A 15,720-nucleotide genomic window follows, 5' to 3' on the forward strand; every position below is an offset into this window, starting at 1 on the left:
TCCAGCAACTTAAATGGCGCCCAGGTGCTTGCAATGACGGCATAAGACTGGTTGGGGCCGGTCGCGTTTTGCGCTGGAATGACAGCAGCTACCGAAAGCTGTCCTGCGTCAACTCTGGGGACAAGCGTCAGCTCTAAGCCGGAACCCGACTTCGCTCATGGTTGGCGACGGGTTGCGATAGCCAACGACTGCGCTTGAATGGCGCGAACTGGTGTTCTGGGCGGATCGGCAGCGGGGCCTCATCACCCGCGTACACCGAAAAAACGCCGAAGCGCGCGGTCTACCATCCTCGCCATGAGCTCCCAATACGAATGCCTGCGTCCCGACCACCTGTACCGGGATATTTTTGACGTCGACGCGCCCAGCGACACCGCGGTGGGTCGCCAGGTTTGGCCCTGCCGCCCAGGCGTTTTCATCCGCAACCAACCGGCACCGCCTTCAGTCGAAGGCGCCGAACACCCGTACCCGGGCGCGATCGAACGCGAGCTCGTCATGGGCCAGTTCGGCTTGGTCCCGCCCTGGGTGAAATCCGCTTCTGACGCAAAACTGCGTTCGACCAAGCTGGTCAACGCGCGCTCGGAGACCGCGACTACGTCCAACAACTTTCGCGGCGCCTGGCTGGGTGCGAAGCGTTGCATCGTGCCGATGATGGCGTTTCACGAAGACGACTTGCGCAGCGGCAAAGCGGTGTCCACGCGTGTTGCGCGGGTGGACGGCAAACCCATGGGCGTGGCCGGTCTGTGGGAGTCCTGGACCGGTGCGCAAGGCGGGGTGATCGTCAGTTTCTGCCTGCTCACAGTGAACGCCAACAGCCACGCGCTGATGCACCGTTACGGGCAACCGGGCAGCGAAAAGCGCATGGTGGCGATTTTGAACGAAGGTTCGTATGGCGCTTGGCTGAACGCGGCCCAGCCGGAGAAAGCGCGCGAATTCATGCGGGCGTATCCGGCCGAGGGGCTCACCGCCAACCCCATCGAAAAGAAGCGCTCGGCCGCTTGATCAGCACAGCGTGACCGGTGCCGTCTCGATGCCATGCCCGATGCTCTGCGGTGCACCTTTCCATGACGTGGCCAGCACGCGGCGCTCGGCTTCGTTGATGGCGAAGAGGCGTGTAGAGCGCTTCCCGTTACGTGGGTTCGCAACCACCTAGTACAACATCCCGTAAATAGCTTTACGTTTTAGGCTCGAAGTAGGGGCCGAGCAGAGAGACAACCAAGTCGGCAACCGTGGCGAGGTCCCCAATGGCGGGCAAGGGCTCCCAACGGCCGGTGTGGCTGCGGAATGCGGCGGAGTAGGAGTTGCGCGCGAGCTCGGTGAGGCGTGCGATGGTGTCAACGCGGTCGTCAGCGTCGTCACCGCCATTGCTGTGCATCTGGATCAGCAGATGCTTGCCGTAGGGCTTGACGCGCGCGCGCCGGTGTCCGGTGAGCGTGGCAAGTTGGCGCTCAAGCTCAGCGGCCTTTCTTTGTACTTCGAACGTTGGCATGGTGTTTGAACCTCAGGGGTTCGCCGGTTTGTAGCTCAAAGCCGGCGAATGTCCATTTGAACGGTTGGGGCGCCTGGTTGCGTTGCGCCATGAAGGCTTCGGTGCGCTCGCGCAATTGCGCGATGGACGAATGACTGGCGTGGCGCAGGACACGGCGCGTATAGATGCCGAAGAGCAACTCGATCTGGTTGACCCAACTCGCGTGCAACGGCGTGAAGTGAAAGACAAACCGGTGATCGTGTCGGGCGTTGAAATCGTCCCACACCGCCTGGGCGCGATGGGTATTGAGGTTGTCCCACACGATATGAACGCGCCCCTTCGGGTGAGCAAGCGCGACCTGCTCCATGAAGGCCACGAGGTCGGCTTGGGTGCGCCGATCCGTACAACTGCCCATCACGCGTCCTGAATGGACGTCCAGGGCGGCGATGAGGGCCTGGGTGCCATGGCGGACGTACTCGAACTCGCGCCGTCGCGCACGGCCCGGCGCCGGTGCTCGGTCCGCGTACTTGCGCTCGATGGCCTGGATGCCCGTCTTCTCATCGACGGACAGCACGATCGATCCCTTGGGGGCCCGACGGTACAGCGCACAGATCGCGTTGACCTTCTGGCGGAAGTGCGGATCCGGGCTGTGCAGCCACTGCCGCACACGGTGCGGTCGCAAGTCGCCCGCCTGGAGAATGCGTTGCAGGTGGCTGCGGCTGATCTGCGTGACCACGCCACGCTCGACAGCACGCTCAACCAGTTCGTCCAGCGTCGGCGTAGCGCGTCCCTGCATCTCAGCGGGCTCGCACGCCAGCGAGAGCAACTCCAGACGCTGCGAGGCGCCAATGCGCCGGGGTCGCCCGGGCCGCGCCACCTCGTCCAAGCCCTTGAGTCCATGCCGGGCCAATCGAGTGCGCCAATGAGAGACAGTCTGCACGGAAACGCCCACTGCCTCTGCGATCGCCGTCGTCGACGCTCCCGCGTGACACATCAACGCGATCTGCGCTCGAACCACTTGGCGATGCTCGGCGGTGCCTCGACGGGTCAATAGTTCAAGGGACTTGCGATCTTCTCGCGATAGCTTGATCGCCTGCGCTTGTCGTCCTCGACTCATGCACCCGAGACTACCTCACATCCCATATCAATGAAAGGTATTTATAGGATGTTGTACTAGGTCAGGCCGTAGGTCCGATTCTGGGCGAGCATCAGTTCGCGGCCGTGCCTGAGACTTGACCTTAGACGTAGTCGCCCGCTTGGCCAAGGGCTGCTATCGGCCAGTTTGGCGAACAGGCGGTCCCGGCCATGAGCAGCCGGTCGCGGCAGTCCGCTTCAGGGAGGCTAAGCCGATGAGCGACCTGACGCCATCCGAGAGACAGTTGTCAACGGCTGCACGAGGGATCTGAAAACTCGGCTTTCCCGCATCCGGCGACGACGGTGAACCGCAGGTCTATCTAGCGGCAGCGGGCAAAAGCGCGTAATGTCCGTTCTGCATGTCCCGACCCGACCACGCCGAAGCTGAACTTTCCTTCCGCGACGCGATCCGCGCGCGAGTGGAGGAAGATGTCCACCTACCCGAGGTGCTCGCGGTGCTCGAAGACGGTTTTGTGCGCGGCGAGCGCGAGGCGGTGAGCGAATTGAACGCAGCCGGCCAAGGCCTCAACTTTCGTCTGGGGACGTGGGTCATTCGAAACGAGGATCTGCCCATCGTCGAGGCCATAGGTGCTGTCGGCGCAGTGGTCGGCGCGGCCGTTGGTGCCGGCATCTCAGCCCCTGTCGTTGTCGCGGCACTCGGCGCATTCGCAGCCATGACGTGGAAGACCTGGCGAAAAGGTAGTTCACTGACTCCCGAACAAGTGAAGGTCCTCGGCTTGCTCGAGGTGGCGGGTCCACAATCGATACCGGATCTCCAGGCGCGCGCGAAAGATCTCGCGCTCGATGAGGGCGAAGTCGAGCTGCTGCTGAACAATCTAACGCAGGTGGAGCAAGTCAACGGCTCTCTCCATCCACTCGTCGCTAAGCAGCCCGACGGTCGCTGGAAGTCGCGCCGAATCTAGGGGCGCAAGGGCGTATGAGCCTGGATGCTCTGAGATCATCCGCCGGAGGGCGACTTGAAACGGACTCGCTGGCTCTCGTCGTCAGGCTGGATGCGCTCCTGACAAACGAAGACCCGAGCGCCGCGCTGGCACACGCCGAGCTCACTGTCCAAGCGCTTCGAGGCGCGTCCAGCCCACTCCACCGCGTTGCAATCCAGTCTGCTGCCGGAGCGCAGGCCGGTGGGCTCGCCGCATCCCTCTCCCTTCGCGCTCACGAAGCGCGACACTTTCATGATTTGCTGCTGACGCCTTACGGGGGCTTCCACTTTCGACAGCGAATTTCCCAATGCCTCGCGTTTTTCGCCGGTGCAGCACCAGATCTCCTCCTTCTACGGAGCGAGGCATTCGTCCCGTTGCATCACTGGACGGAGGACCGCCCAGTCGTGCGGAAGCGATTTCCAGAGATCGATCCCGCCCCCGAGGCGATCCATGAGTTCGTCGCCATAGCCGGTGAGTTGGAGCGGAAGCTCGAAGCCGCAAATCTAGGCGTGCATCGCGAGGGTGGAATCTCCGCAGTTGCGCTCCTCGAGGCTAGCGCCATCCTCGCGCAGGAGGAATTTATCCGGACAACCTTCGGAGTCGACGCGATTCGACCTTTCTGGACGCTGATTGCACCCAAGGAAACGCCTGTCTATACGATTGTGCGCGACCTGCTCGACGCTGTCTGCGGCCGCCAGTTTCCAGGCGATTCGATGTCGCTCGTAGTCCACGCGTCGCTCTGCAGCGATCTGCCTCCAGCGGATGCTTTCTGGGACATCCTAGTGCGGCTCAAACAAGCCGCAATCGACGTAGGCCATTGGGCAGACGTTGAAGATGTTGTCCTTACTGCACATCGCTTAACGAGCGGCGGCACAATCGGCGAATCGATGGCGCGCGCACAGGTGGAAAGCCGAAGATTCTTGGCTTTCCTGCGGAAGCAGTACCCGCCCACGACTGCGCCTCTGCCGCCGGCCATTGCCAACTGCATCGCTCTGTTCGCGCACTATGTCGATTTGCAGGACGCGATGATGGCGTGGTTCAGTGAGGACCCATCAGCGTATTTCGATTTGCGAAAGTATGTCCGCGCGTTGCCGGCCCTGCCGATTCCGCCGATCTTTGTCGAGTCGAGCCGCCCACTCCCGCACACGGGACGTCGTCACAGGGACTACGACGTAGAACTCGGCACCCGCATTGAGCGGCGTGATGTCGCGACGACGAACCTCCCCGAACACCTCTGCGACGAGGACGGCGCTCTCCATCTCTGGAATCGTCTCGTTGTGTACCCTGCGACCGGGGCCGACAGGCGCTTTCCCCGTGTAGACAATGAGCTCTGGCGCCAGCACGTCTTCTCGGCATTCCTGTATCGCTACTTCACTCGCGAAGACGACGATGACTTCCTCGATGGCGAGATCGCGGCCCTTGAGGCGGAGTTGGCCGCGCTCGGGCTGCGGACACGAGGGCGCGGGCGCTCAAGGCGAGGATCCAAGACACCGGTCGCAGCGGCTGTGCCAGAGCACGCCCGCTCGGCCTACACCGACTTGTTGAGAATAAAAAGCGGCGGCATTCTCACGGAGAATGGCCGCCTGAAGGCGGAGATTGCGGTGCAGGCCGATGGTTCGTGGCGCGTGGACGTTCCATACACCATACGCATTCCCCACTCGCCCTCCGCGGTGAGATCGGCGACAAGTTCCAGCGACGTTGCGGGAAGCATCGTGGTGCCCGGGCTTGTGTTGAATGAGGTCAGCGGGCTACGCATCGAATACCAATCATCGCTGGAGTCGAGCATGAAGGTCGGTCTCCTCATTGAGACAATCGCCAAGCTAGACGCGTCGGATTCTTGGCAACATTTGCTTTTGGGCGAAGCCAAAGAGATGTGCACAAGCGCAGCGTGCAAGGGATTTCGTGCCGACGCGATCTCGCCGAGCGGGCAACTAGAGCGGCTTGGCGGCGGCCTCGTGACACTCCGCGAATCCATCGAGCGCGGCAGCCACCTCGAGTTGGTGGCGGCGTGGTTTTGTAATACCGCGGTCACAGAGTACGTTCTCAAGCAGCTCCTCTCTGAGGCCACGGAGATCGGATTCAATGGTCTCGGCTTTGCGCCGAGCCGCGTCGTGCTGCCCGAAATGACACCGGCCGGGTGGCGGGCGCTCGTTAAGAGGCTCAGGGGCGTGTTTCTGCTATGAGTGCGGCGCTGACAAGCGCAGCATTGCTCAACGGATCTGCGAACTCCGGGCCTTCTAACTGGCGGATGAGGCGGCGTCGCATTCCTTTGACAGCTTTCGGGCAGCGCGATCGGTAACCTCAAAGACTGCTTAGGGCCTCGAACGCCAGTTCACGACGTGCCGAACCTGCCGTTCAATGTGATTTCGGTTCGCCGCTACTGGGGCCCTGCAATTGAATGTCAAGTTTCGAGGAACAGCAGTCGAGCACCGGGCCAGATGCCGACCTCAGCTTTTAGCTGCTGCCGCCGTTCAGCTCAGATCTCGAACAGCCGCAACCAGTCTGAAGCCGCACTTGACGGAAACACGCATTTGCGTGCGTGACGAGCACCCCGGTCAAGACACGAGGCCGTGACTTTCACTGCCAACCGGCGGCTTGGCCCACAACCAGAAGATTTGCGATGGCCGTCATCGATTCGGTCAAACTATCGCGCACAAGCATCCCTGTCTGGCACACGCGCGAATCTTCTCTCGATGGCTACTTTGAACATTCACGCCCGCTCGCTCAACTACTTCGACATGATTCGCCGGTGCGGCTCCATCCGGGAGGCTGCGCGCAGGCTTCACGTCGCTTCGTCGGCCGTCAACCGCCAACTGCTGCAACTCGAAGCCGAGATCGGCTCGCCGCTGTTCGAGCGCATGTCGACCGGCCTCAAGCTCACGCCCGCGGGAGAGGTGTTCTCCTTGCATGTGATTACCGTGCTGCAGGACGAGCGCCGCATGGCCAGCGAACTGGACATGCTGCGTGGCATTCGTCGCGGCTCGATCAGCGTCGTGTCGGTCGAAGGGCTCAATGCCGACCTGCTGCCGACATGCCTGGAGCGGATGATGACGCGCTATCCGACGATACGGATCCAGGTCAGCTCCGCCGGCTCCGCGCAAACGGCCGCCGACGTGATCGGCGGCGATGCCGACGTGGCCATCGGCTTTGCGCTGGAGCGCAACGAGGCCCTGCGTCAGTGCGCCGTCGGCCGCTTCGGGCTTGGCGCGGTGGTGCGCGCGGACCATCCCTTGGCGCAGCTGTCGCAGGTCACTTTCGCCGATTGCGCGCGCTATCCGCTGATCCTTGCCGCGCCGCAGTTGTCGATCCATGCGGTGATGAAGCCGCTGATCTCGCACCACAAGCGCGCGCTAACCGTGTTGCTGGAGACCGCATCGGTCGAGCTGGCCAAGAGCATGGTGGGGCGCGGCGTGGGCGTGGGCTTTCAGACCCGGCTCGGGCTCGAGCGCGAGATGGCTGCGGGTCTGCTGGTCCACGTGCCGCTGAAGGCGCAGATCCGGCTCACCACGGAACTGGGCGTGTACGTCCGGGCCGGACGGACATTGCCGACCGCCGTCGATGCGTTCATCCGGATCGTCGCCGAAGAGATCGAGCGGCGCGAAGCCGAGGAGCCCAACAACGCGGCCTGATGCGCTTCGGCGCGGTGCTGCTGCCGATTCGGCATCACCCCGCGCCAAACTCTCTGCTATCGCGAGCGCGTTGCGCTTCCTAGACTGCGTCCATCGACCACTCGACGACGAACGCAGACATGAGCAGCGACACCTTCACGGCCACGCTCCCGACACCGGCCGAAGCGCCCCAACCCGGCATTCCCGTGATCGACGTCCGGGTCCTGCGCGACGGCGACCCGGCGCACTGGCAGGACGTGGCCGCCGCGCTGCGCTCTGCCTGCGAGCAGCAGGGCTTCTTCTACGTGCGCAACCACGGTGTGCCACGCGCGTTGATCGAGCGGGTCTTCCATTTCACCGAGGCCTTCTTCGACGAGCCGATGTCGGCCAAGCTTCTGGTCGACAAGGCGCATTCGCCATGCAACCGCGGGTACGAACCGCTGCGCGCGCAAACCCTTGAAGCTGGCGCGCCGCCAGACCTCAAGGAAAGCTTCTACATCGGCGAGGAAACGCCTGCGGACGATCCACGCGTTCTCGCGGGCCGGTTCAACACGGGTCCGAACCAATGGCCCGATGGCTTGCCCGGCTTCCACGAGACGATGAGCGAGTATTTCGCGGAGGCCCACGTGCTCGGCACGCTGCTGGTGCGGGCGCTGGCGGTCTCGCTGTCGCTGACGCCGGATCATTTCGACGGCTATCTGGAGGATGCGGCCGCCACGCTGCGGCTGCTTCACTATCCGCCCCAGCCACCCAAACCTTCGCCCGGCGAGAAGGGCTGCGGCGAGCACACCGATTTCGGCGGCATCACGCTGCTGCTGCAGGACGAAACCGGCGGCTTGCAGGTGCGGGACGCGCAGCAGCAGCGCTGGATCGATGCGCCGCCCATCCCCGACACCTACGTCGTCAACATCGGCGACCTGTTCGCGCGCTGGACCAATGGCCGCTACCAGTCGACCCTGCATCGCGTCATCAACGCGTCGGGCCGCGAGCGCCATTCGGTGCCGTACTTCTTCACCGGCAATCCGGCGCACCGCGTCGAATGCCTGCCCACGTGCCTGACGCCCGGCGAGGCGCCGCGCTTCGCGCCGGTCACCGTCGAGGAGCATCTGCGCGAGTGCTACCGCCGCTCCTATGGCTGAGAAGCGCAACGCACGCCATGCCGTGCTGATCCACGGCGCATGGCAGGGCAGTTGGGCATTCGACGCCTGGCAGCCCTGGCTGCTGGGGAAAGGATGGCAGCCGCACGCGGTGAACCTGCCCGGCAACGGCTGGCCGCCGCTGGGCGGGCAAGCGGCGTCGCTGGAAAGCTATGTGGCGCACGTATCGCAAATCGTCGAGCGCATCGGAGCGCCGGTGGTCGTCGTCGGCCACAGTGGCGGTGGCATCACGGCCTCGCAAGTGGCGCAAGCGTTGCCGCATCGCGTCGCGGGCCTGGTCTACCTGGCCGGGATGATGCTGCCTTCGGGCATGAGCTTCGTCGATCTCGTGGCCGACGTGCAGGCCGCCATGCCGCAAGCGGAACTTGCCGGCATCACGCCCTGGCTGGAGTACGACGCCACGCGAGACACCACGACGGTTCGGCCCGAAGGCGCGCTGCGCTGCTTCTTGCAGGACTGCGAGCCGGCGGCGGCTGCAGGCGCCGCCGCTTTGCTGCGACCGCAGCCCGAGAGCGGCCGTGCCATGCGCAATGAATTGACCGCCGACCGTTTTGGCCGTGTGCAGCGTGTGTACGTCGAATGCCGCGACGACCGCTCGGTGGTGCTGCCCCTGCAACGACGCATGCAGCAATTGAGCCCCGGCGCGACCTGCGTGTCGATGGATTGCGGCCACGTCCCCCAACTGGCGCAGCCCGCGTTGCTCACCGAGCTGCTGCTGCCGCACCTCGAGGCCATGCTGCATTCGCATGCGGGCCCTTTTCAAGCCCTTAACTCTTCCTCCACTTCGACCACCTGAGAACCCCATGAACCATCGCCTTCGCCCCCTCGTTGCCTCGCTGTTCCTTGCCGGCAGCGCATTGCTCGGCGGTGCCGCGCACGCCGCCGACAAGCTCACCGTGCAACTCGACTGGTTGCCCGGCGGCGACAAGAGCTTCGTCTATGCAGGCCTCAAGGAAGGCTTCTTCGCCGCTGAAGGCCTGGACGTCACCGTTCTGCCCGGGCGCGGTTCGTCCGATGCGATCACCAAGATCGCAACCGGTGCGGCCGACGTGGGCTTCGGTGGCATCTCCGCTCTGATGATGGCGGCCGCGGAAAGCGGCGTGCCGGTCAAGGCCGTCATGTCGCTGTACTCGAAGCAGCCCGATGCGCTATTCACCACCAAGGGCAGCGGCATCAACAGCCTGAAGGACGCCGTCGGCAAGACGGTGGCGACGTCGACCTTCTCTTCGTCCAACTCGCTGTGGCCCGTCGTCCTCGAAAGCAACGGCATCGACCCGTCGAAGATCAAGCTGCTGAAGGTGGACCCGAGCACGCTGGCGCCCATGCTGGCCCAGGGCGGCGTGGATGCAACGATCAACTGGGTCACGGTGGCGCCGGCGGTGCAGGCCGTGCTCAAGCAGGCCGGCAAGGAACTGGTCGTGGTGCCGTGGTCGTCCTATGGCCTCGACGGCTACGGCTGGTCGGCCATGGCGAGCGACAAGATCATCAAGGAGCGGCCCGAGGTGCTCAAACGCTACATGAAGGCGCTGCGCAAGTCGCTGCAGTTCGCGATCGACAATCCCGACAAGGCGGCCGCGGACCTGAAGGCCTCCGTGCCTGAAGCCGATGTGGCAGTCGTCGCCAACGAGTTCCGCGCCTCCGTGCCGCTGCTGCAGAACGAGATCTCCAAGCGCGACGGCCTGGGCACCTTCGAACCCAAGCTGCTTGCCGCCACCTGGACCTGGGTCGCCAAATCGATGAACTATCCGCCTGCAAAGGTCGACCCCGAAAAGTTGGTCGATCGCAGCTTCGTGGCCAAGTAAGGGACATCGCTGGTGAACGCTACGTTGAACGCCCCGCAGGCTCCGGTCGCGGACGCCGCCGCCCTGGCGCCCGTCATCGAGTTCAAGGGCGTCGGGCAGGTCTTCACCTCCAGCGACGGCAGTCGCGTGGAGGCGCTGCACGACGTCAACCTGAGCCTGCGGCGCCATGAGTTCGTATCGCTCATCGGCCCCTCCGGGTGCGGCAAGTCGACCTTGCTGCGCCTCGTCGGCGGCCTGCTCAAGCCCACGTCGGGCGCGGTGTCGATCTTCGGCATGCCCGTGACCGAACCGCGCGACGAGATCGGCTTCGCATTCCAGAAACCGACGCTGCTGCCGTGGCTCGACGTACTGGACAACATCACCTTTCCGATGCGGCACAAGTACGGGCGCATCGACGACGGTGACAAGGCGCGCGCCCAGTCGCTGCTGGAAACCGTGGGCTTGCGCGATTTCGCGCGCAAGCGCATCGGCGAGCTCTCTGGCGGCATGCAGCAACGCGCGGCCATTGCGCGCGCACTGCTGCACGATCCGGACATCCTGCTGATGGACGAGCCCTTCTCGGCCCTCGACGCGCTGACGCGCGACGAGATGAGCTTCGAACTGCTGCGCATCTGGAGCGAGCGTCCCAAGACGGTCGTGTTCGTCACCCATTCCATCCAGGAAGCCTTGCTGCTGTCGGACCGCATCGTGGTGATGAGCGCGCGCCCGGGCCGCGTTGCGGAGATCATCGACGTGCCGCTGGCGCGGCCGCGCAACCTGGCCACCTTGTCAGACCCAGTCTTCACGCACCTTGCGAACGACATCCGCGTGAAGGTCTTCACGCGCAAACCCGAGTGATCGCGATGCGTGATTTTCTAAGTCGCCATGCTTCCCTGGGCACCTTCATCGTGGTGCTCGCGCTGTGGGAGCTGGCCTGCCGGACCCTGCCCATCCCGGTCTTCGTGCTGCCCGCGCCGAGCGTGATCCTCCATGCCGCCGCCGATCTCGGACTGGCGCGCTGGGGCGAACACTTGGCCGCCACCTTGCAGGTCGCGCTCATCGGCTACGTGGTCGCCATCGCCATCGCGCTGCCGCTGGCGATTGCGCTCACCAGCTCGCCGCTGCTGTCGCGCACGCTGATGCCCTGGCTGGTGGTCGTGCAGTCGACGCCCATCGTCGCCATCGCGCCGATCATCGTGGTGATGCTGGGCGCGGGCAACCTGCCGCGCGTGGTCATCACGACGCTGATTGCCTTCTTTCCGCTGGTGATCTCGACAGCGACGGGCATGGCGGCCGTTCCGGCGGAGCTGATCGAGCTGTCGCGCTCGCTGCGCGCACCGCGCTCCCGTGAATACACGCAGATCAGGCTGCCCTACGCGGTGCCGTACATCTTCGCCGCGCTCAAGGTGTCGATCACGCTGGCGGTGATCGGTGCCGTGGTGGCCGAGTTCGTCGCAGCGGAAAAGGGACTGGGCTATCTCATCCTGTTTGCCACGTCGTCCTTCAAGGTGCCGGTGGCCTTTGCGTCGCTGGCCGTCCTGGTGTGCAGCAGCTTGCTGTTGTATGGCCTGATCGTTTGGCTGCATCGCCGCCTGTTCCCGTGGAGCCTGTCGGCCCCGAACTGATTCCGCCATGAACATGAACACACCTGCCACGCTACCCTCGCAAGGTCCACGGCCCACCCACGAGCAGATGATGCGCCACCTGCGGCGGTCCAACGAAGTCGCGCAGCGTGCGGTGGCCATGGGTCATCACCCCTTTGGCGCAGTGCTCGTCGCGCCTGACCACGAGACGGTGCTGCTGGAGCAGTGCAACATCGACACGGTCAACCATGCCGAATCAACCTTGGCACGCGTGGCCGCCACCAACTACACGCCCGAGTTCCTGTGGCAATGCACGCTCTACACGGCGGTCGAGCCCTGCTGCATGTGCGCGGGCACGTCGTACTGGGCCAATATCGGGCGGGTGGTGTTCGGCATGACCGAAGCGCAACTGCTGTCGGAAACCGGCAGCCATGCCGAGAACCCGACCATGAGTGTGTCGTCCCGCCATGTGTTCGACCACTGCCAGAAGCCGGTGGACCTGATCGGCCCTGTGTATGAGATCGTGCAAGAGACGGTGGCCATGCAACGCGCGTTCTGGGTGTCGCGCTAGGACCTGGATGACGGCGATCGAATTTCCGCCGAGCGCGATCGCTGCGCAGCGCCGGCGCAGCCAACTTGGCGCGCAAGGCGCCTTCGTCGCGGGAGGGACGGCGTTGCAACTCGCGCGGGACTCGTCTCCGCCGGCGGCCCTGACGCTGCTCGACGTGACTCGCGTGCCGGCGGCGCAAGGCATATCGCTGTCAGAGGGCAGCTTGCGCATTGGCGCGGCGGTAAGGCTCGAGTCGCTGCGTCGCGACGCACTGGTCGGTCTGCATGCGCCCCTGCTCATCGATGCGTGCAATGGCATCGCCGCGCTCTCGGTGCGGCACCTGGCGACGATCGGCGGCAACGCGGGCTGGGGCTTTGGCGACACGCTGCCCGCACTGCTGGCCCTCGGCGCCAACGTCGAATTGGCGGAAGACGAGGGCGAGCCCCTGGCGCAATGGCTGAAGCGCGACGATGGAACGCTGCTCGTGGCGCTGACGGTGAACGTTGCAAGTCCTCGCCGCGTCAGCTTCTTCGAGAAGGTCGGCCATCGCGCCGCGTTCTCGCCGACCCGCCTCACCGTCGCCCTGAGCGCCGACCTGGACCCAGAGGGGCGCCTGCAAGATGCGCGTGCTGCCGTGTCGGGGGCGGGCCTGCGCGCCCGACGGTTGCCGAATGTCGAACTGGCGCTCCACGATGCCGTGCCCACGGATGCCACCGGACTGCGGCTGCGTGATGCTTGCGCGGCCGATCTTGCACAAAGTCCCTCGCTGGCGCGGCTCGCTGCCGCCGTGATCGCCGGCAGGCTGAGCGGAGCCACTCGTGCTGGATAAGTTCGACCGCCACCCACCCCGACCGGACGCGCTGGCCAAGCTCGGCGGCAATCCGGGCTACCCGAGCGATCGCCTGCGCCCCGGGCAATTGCATGGCGCCATCCTCGGCAGTGCGCATCCCCATGCGCGAATCGTGTCGATCGACGTGCAGGCGGCACTCGCGCTGCCTGGCGTCCACGCGGTGGTCACGCACGCCGACATTCCGGGCGAGGCGCGCTACGGATTGCGCAAGCTCGATCGGCCGGTGCTGTGCGACGACAAGGTCCGCTGCGTGGGCGATCCGGTTGCCGCCGTTGCCGCAGAAACGCTGCAACTGGCCGAGCAGGCGACAGCGCTGATCCGCGTGGTGTACGCGCCGCTGCCGCTCGTGGACGACATGGCGGCGGCGCTCCTTGCGGGGAGCACTGCGGTCCACGACGGCGGCAACCTGCTCCACGCGACAGCGCACCGTCGCGGCGATGCCGATGCGGCGCGGCAGGCTTGCGTTCACATGGTCGAGGCCGAATACCAGTCGCCCCGACAGATGCACGCCTATCTGGAGACCGAAGGTGGTGTCGTCGAGCCGGACGGGCTGGGCGGCTGGGTGGTGCACTTCGGCTGCCACAACCCCGAGCGCGACCGCCAGGTGATCGCCGCGATGCTGGCCCTGCCGCCCGAGCGGGTGCGCGTGGTGGGCACGCCGGTGGGGGGCTCCTATGGCGGCAAGGACGAATTGACCATTCAGCCCATTGCCGCATTGCTGGCCTGGAAGGCGAGCCGGGCCGTCCGCCTCCAGTTGCGGCGGCCGCAGTCCGTGGACCTGGGCGTCAAGCGCCACAGCATGCGCATCCGCATGCGAACCGGGTGCGATGCGCAAGGGCTGCTGCGCCTGCACGAGGTGGACATCCTGGCCGACACCGGCGCGTATGCGACCCACGGGCCTGAGGTGCTCGATGCGGCGCAGGAGCATGCGGTCGGGCCTTACCGCTACGACGCCGTCGCTATCGATGGGCGCCTGGCCTACACCAACAACGGCATCGCGGGCGCCTTCCGCGGCTTCGGCGCCGTACAGGTGCAGTTTGCGCTGGAGCAGCAGGTGGACCGCCTGGCGCAGGCCGTGGGCATGGACGCCGCGGCATTTCGAAGGATCAACCTGGAAGCGCCCGACGGGCCGGGACCGTTGGGGCAGGTCGTCGTTCCTTCCAACGGGCCTTCGCTGGCGCTCGAAGCGGTCGCACGGCATCCGATGTGGCAGGGACCGCGCACATGGACAGAAGGTCGCTTGCGCCGCGGAGTCGGTCTGGCACTGGTGCATCGCAGCGATGGATTCGGCCGCGGCGGACCCAATGGCACACGACTCGTCGTCGCATTGGGCGAGGACGGCGCCGTGGAGCTGCGAACGGGCTTCACCGAGCTCGGGCAGAACCTGGTCGGCAGCATGCGCGCGCTCGCGGTGCGCTGCCTGGGCTGCGGCGGCGACGACGTGCGGGCAGTCATCGGAGACTCTGGGCTCGCGCCCGACTCGGGGCCCGTTGCGGCGTCGCGCGCCACCACGTTGATCTGGCGTGCGTTGACGACGGAAGGCCCGGCATGGCAGGAGCGCCTGTGCGCCATGGGGGCGTCCATGCTTGGCGCAGACGCCGGTTCGCTGCGCACTGGCGCCGGGGGACTGTGGAACGCGGAAGGACGTTGCCTGAGCTACGCAGCGCTTGCCGCCTCACTGGGCGACGCGCGACCGCAATGCCTGATCGAGCTGCACGGCGAGGAAACACCCAGCGACATCGAAGCGGCGCACTTCGTCTTCGGTGCCTGCGCCGCCTTGGCGCAGGTCGCTGTCGACACCTGGACCGGAGCCGTGCGGGTCGAACGGCTCGTGATCGCGGCGGCGCTTGGCCCCGTGGTGTCGCCGATGGGGCTCCTGGGCCAGATCGAGGGCGGGGCGCTGATCGGCCAGGGCATGGTTACGATCGAGTCGCTGGCCATGCAGGCTGGCCGCTATCTCGCGCGCAATCTCGACGGCTACCTGATTCCCACGCTGGCCGACATGCCGCAGATGGAGGTCATGGCCATCGAGGACCTGCCTGAAGGCGACGTCGTCGGTCCGCGGGGCGCTGGCGAGATCGGCGTGAACATCGCCGTGCCGGCGATCGCCAACGCGGTGGGCGTGGCGCTCGGTATGCACGTGAAGGCGCTGCCGGTGGCAGCGGACACGGTGCTGGATTTTCTGGAGCAATCGTCATGATGGAAGTGCACTTCGAGCTCAACAAGACAGCGGTGACCGTGTACTGCGAGGTGCAGCGCCGCCTGCTGCCGATGCTGCGGGAAGACTTCGGCCTGGTCGGAGCCAAGCCCGGTTGTGAGATCGGGCGCTGTGGCGCCTGCATGGTGTGGCTCGACGGCGAACCCGTCAATTCCTGCCTCGTGATGGCGTGGCAGCTCGAAGGCCGAAGTGTGACGACGATCGAGGCCACGGCGGTCGATCCGGCAAGCACACCGGTTCGCGATGCCCTTGCACGTTGCGGCGCGGTGCAATGCGGTTATTGCTCCGCAGGCATGGTGATGACGATGACTTACCTGCACACGCGCATCCCGAGACCGGACGCGGCGGAGGCTGGCGAGCTCATGTGCGGGAACCTTTGCCGCTGCACCGGGTATGGAGGCCTCAGTCGGGCAGTGGCTGAGCTTTTCTAATG

Annotated in this window: 15 protein-coding genes; 13 read left to right on the plus strand and 2 right to left on the minus strand. The window is 65.4% G+C overall.

Going from position 1 to position 15,720, the window contains the following annotated elements:
- The first annotated feature begins 294 nt into the window (after positions 1-294).
- The gene (locus tag HCU76_RS29770; protein ID WP_213957936.1) at positions 295-999 is read left to right on the plus strand and encodes an SOS response-associated peptidase; all 705 of its coding nucleotides are present in this window, start codon (positions 295-297) and stop codon (positions 997-999) included.
- A 172-nt stretch (positions 1,000-1,171) separates the two neighbouring features.
- Here the strand turns inward: HCU76_RS29770 and HCU76_RS29775 are convergent, their stop codons facing one another.
- Together HCU76_RS29775 and HCU76_RS29780 are read right to left on the minus strand one after the other, a co-directional pair.
- On the minus strand, positions 1,172-1,486 hold the full coding sequence (locus HCU76_RS29775; RefSeq protein ID WP_213957937.1) for a hypothetical protein: 315 nt from the start codon (positions 1,484-1,486) through the stop codon (positions 1,172-1,174).
- On the minus strand, positions 1,452-2,582 hold the full coding sequence (locus HCU76_RS29780; RefSeq protein ID WP_213957938.1) for an IS630 family transposase: 1,131 nt from the start codon (positions 2,580-2,582) through the stop codon (positions 1,452-1,454). Before HCU76_RS29780 ends, HCU76_RS29775 begins: the two co-directional genes overlap by 35 nt.
- A 376-nt stretch (positions 2,583-2,958) precedes the next feature.
- On the opposite strand from HCU76_RS29780, the gene HCU76_RS29785 reads away from it, so the two are divergent.
- From HCU76_RS29785 to HCU76_RS29840, 12 genes are all read left to right on the plus strand, one after another.
- Positions 2,959-3,522: a hypothetical protein gene (locus HCU76_RS29785; RefSeq protein ID WP_213957939.1), complete on the plus strand. Its 564-nt coding sequence runs from the start codon at positions 2,959-2,961 to the stop codon at positions 3,520-3,522.
- A 422-nt stretch (positions 3,523-3,944) separates the two neighbouring features.
- A complete protein-coding gene (locus tag HCU76_RS29790; RefSeq protein ID WP_213957940.1) occupies positions 3,945-5,723 on the plus strand; it encodes a hypothetical protein in 1,779 nt (592 codons plus the stop codon).
- 510 nt (positions 5,724-6,233) lie between these two features.
- Positions 6,234-7,169, plus strand: coding sequence for a LysR family transcriptional regulator (locus tag HCU76_RS29795; protein WP_371319923.1), 936 nt, complete (start codon positions 6,234-6,236; stop codon positions 7,167-7,169).
- 119 nt (positions 7,170-7,288) lie between these two features.
- The gene (locus tag HCU76_RS29800) at positions 7,289-8,287 is read left to right on the plus strand and encodes an isopenicillin N synthase family oxygenase (protein WP_218511278.1); all 999 of its coding nucleotides are present in this window, start codon (positions 7,289-7,291) and stop codon (positions 8,285-8,287) included.
- Positions 8,280-9,101 (plus strand): alpha/beta fold hydrolase, encoded by an 822-nt coding sequence (locus HCU76_RS29805; RefSeq protein WP_218511279.1) that lies wholly within the window; start codon positions 8,280-8,282, stop codon positions 9,099-9,101. The genes HCU76_RS29800 and HCU76_RS29805 overlap by 8 nt, the downstream gene beginning before the upstream one ends.
- Positions 9,102-9,108: 7 nt before the next feature.
- On the plus strand, positions 9,109-10,107 hold the full coding sequence (locus tag HCU76_RS29810; RefSeq protein ID WP_213957943.1) for an ABC transporter substrate-binding protein: 999 nt from the start codon (positions 9,109-9,111) through the stop codon (positions 10,105-10,107).
- A gap of 12 nt (positions 10,108-10,119) precedes the next feature.
- A complete protein-coding gene (locus tag HCU76_RS29815; protein WP_371319924.1) occupies positions 10,120-10,944 on the plus strand; it encodes an ABC transporter ATP-binding protein in 825 nt (274 codons plus the stop codon).
- A gap of 5 nt (positions 10,945-10,949) precedes the next feature.
- Entirely contained in the window at positions 10,950-11,711 is a 762-nt protein-coding gene (locus HCU76_RS29820; protein WP_218511280.1) for an ABC transporter permease, read from the plus strand.
- A 13-nt stretch (positions 11,712-11,724) separates the two neighbouring features.
- Complete coding sequence (locus tag HCU76_RS29825; RefSeq protein WP_371319925.1) at positions 11,725-12,240, plus strand: nucleoside deaminase; 516 nt, start codon at positions 11,725-11,727, stop codon at positions 12,238-12,240.
- Between the two features lie 7 nt (positions 12,241-12,247).
- Positions 12,248-13,048, plus strand: coding sequence for a xanthine dehydrogenase family protein subunit M (locus HCU76_RS29830; protein WP_213957946.1), 801 nt, complete (start codon positions 12,248-12,250; stop codon positions 13,046-13,048).
- Positions 13,038-15,269 carry a molybdopterin cofactor-binding domain-containing protein gene (locus tag HCU76_RS29835; RefSeq protein ID WP_213957947.1) on the plus strand — a complete coding sequence of 744 codons (2,232 nt, stop codon included), beginning with the start codon at positions 13,038-13,040 and terminating at the stop codon, positions 15,267-15,269. The genes HCU76_RS29830 and HCU76_RS29835 overlap by 11 nt, the downstream gene beginning before the upstream one ends.
- Positions 15,266-15,718, plus strand: a complete 453-nt coding sequence (locus tag HCU76_RS29840) for a (2Fe-2S)-binding protein (protein ID WP_213957948.1) — start codon at positions 15,266-15,268, stop codon at positions 15,716-15,718. The genes HCU76_RS29835 and HCU76_RS29840 overlap by 4 nt, the downstream gene beginning before the upstream one ends.
- The last annotated feature ends 2 nt before the right edge of the window (positions 15,719-15,720 follow it).

Source organism: Variovorax sp. dw_308, assembly GCF_019207085.1.
In the GTDB taxonomy this organism is placed as follows: domain Bacteria; phylum Pseudomonadota; class Gammaproteobacteria; order Burkholderiales; family Burkholderiaceae_C; genus Variovorax.

Excerpts from the sequence above, each read along its gene's own strand:
- HCU76_RS29800 (WP_218511278.1), top strand. The coding sequence starts at position 7,289 with ATGAGCAGCGACACCTTCACGGCCACGCTCCCGACACCGGCCGAAGCG.
- HCU76_RS29780 (WP_213957938.1), bottom strand. The coding sequence starts at position 2,582 with ATGAGTCGAGGACGACAAGCGCAGGCGATCAAGCTATCGCGAGAAGAT.
- HCU76_RS29795 (WP_371319923.1), top strand. The coding sequence starts at position 6,234 with ATGGCTACTTTGAACATTCACGCCCGCTCGCTCAACTACTTCGACATG.
- HCU76_RS29785 (WP_213957939.1), top strand. The coding sequence starts at position 2,959 with ATGTCCCGACCCGACCACGCCGAAGCTGAACTTTCCTTCCGCGACGCG.
- HCU76_RS29770 (WP_213957936.1), top strand. The coding sequence starts at position 295 with ATGAGCTCCCAATACGAATGCCTGCGTCCCGACCACCTGTACCGGGAT.
- HCU76_RS29775 (WP_213957937.1), bottom strand. The coding sequence starts at position 1,486 with ATGCCAACGTTCGAAGTACAAAGAAAGGCCGCTGAGCTTGAGCGCCAA.
- HCU76_RS29805 (WP_218511279.1), top strand. The coding sequence starts at position 8,280 with ATGGCTGAGAAGCGCAACGCACGCCATGCCGTGCTGATCCACGGCGCA.
- HCU76_RS29810 (WP_213957943.1), top strand. The coding sequence starts at position 9,109 with ATGAACCATCGCCTTCGCCCCCTCGTTGCCTCGCTGTTCCTTGCCGGC.
- HCU76_RS29840 (WP_213957948.1), top strand. The coding sequence starts at position 15,266 with ATGATGGAAGTGCACTTCGAGCTCAACAAGACAGCGGTGACCGTGTAC.
- HCU76_RS29820 (WP_218511280.1), top strand. The coding sequence starts at position 10,950 with ATGCGTGATTTTCTAAGTCGCCATGCTTCCCTGGGCACCTTCATCGTG.
- HCU76_RS29830 (WP_213957946.1), top strand. The coding sequence starts at position 12,248 with ATGACGGCGATCGAATTTCCGCCGAGCGCGATCGCTGCGCAGCGCCGG.
- HCU76_RS29825 (WP_371319925.1), top strand. The coding sequence starts at position 11,725 with ATGAACACACCTGCCACGCTACCCTCGCAAGGTCCACGGCCCACCCAC.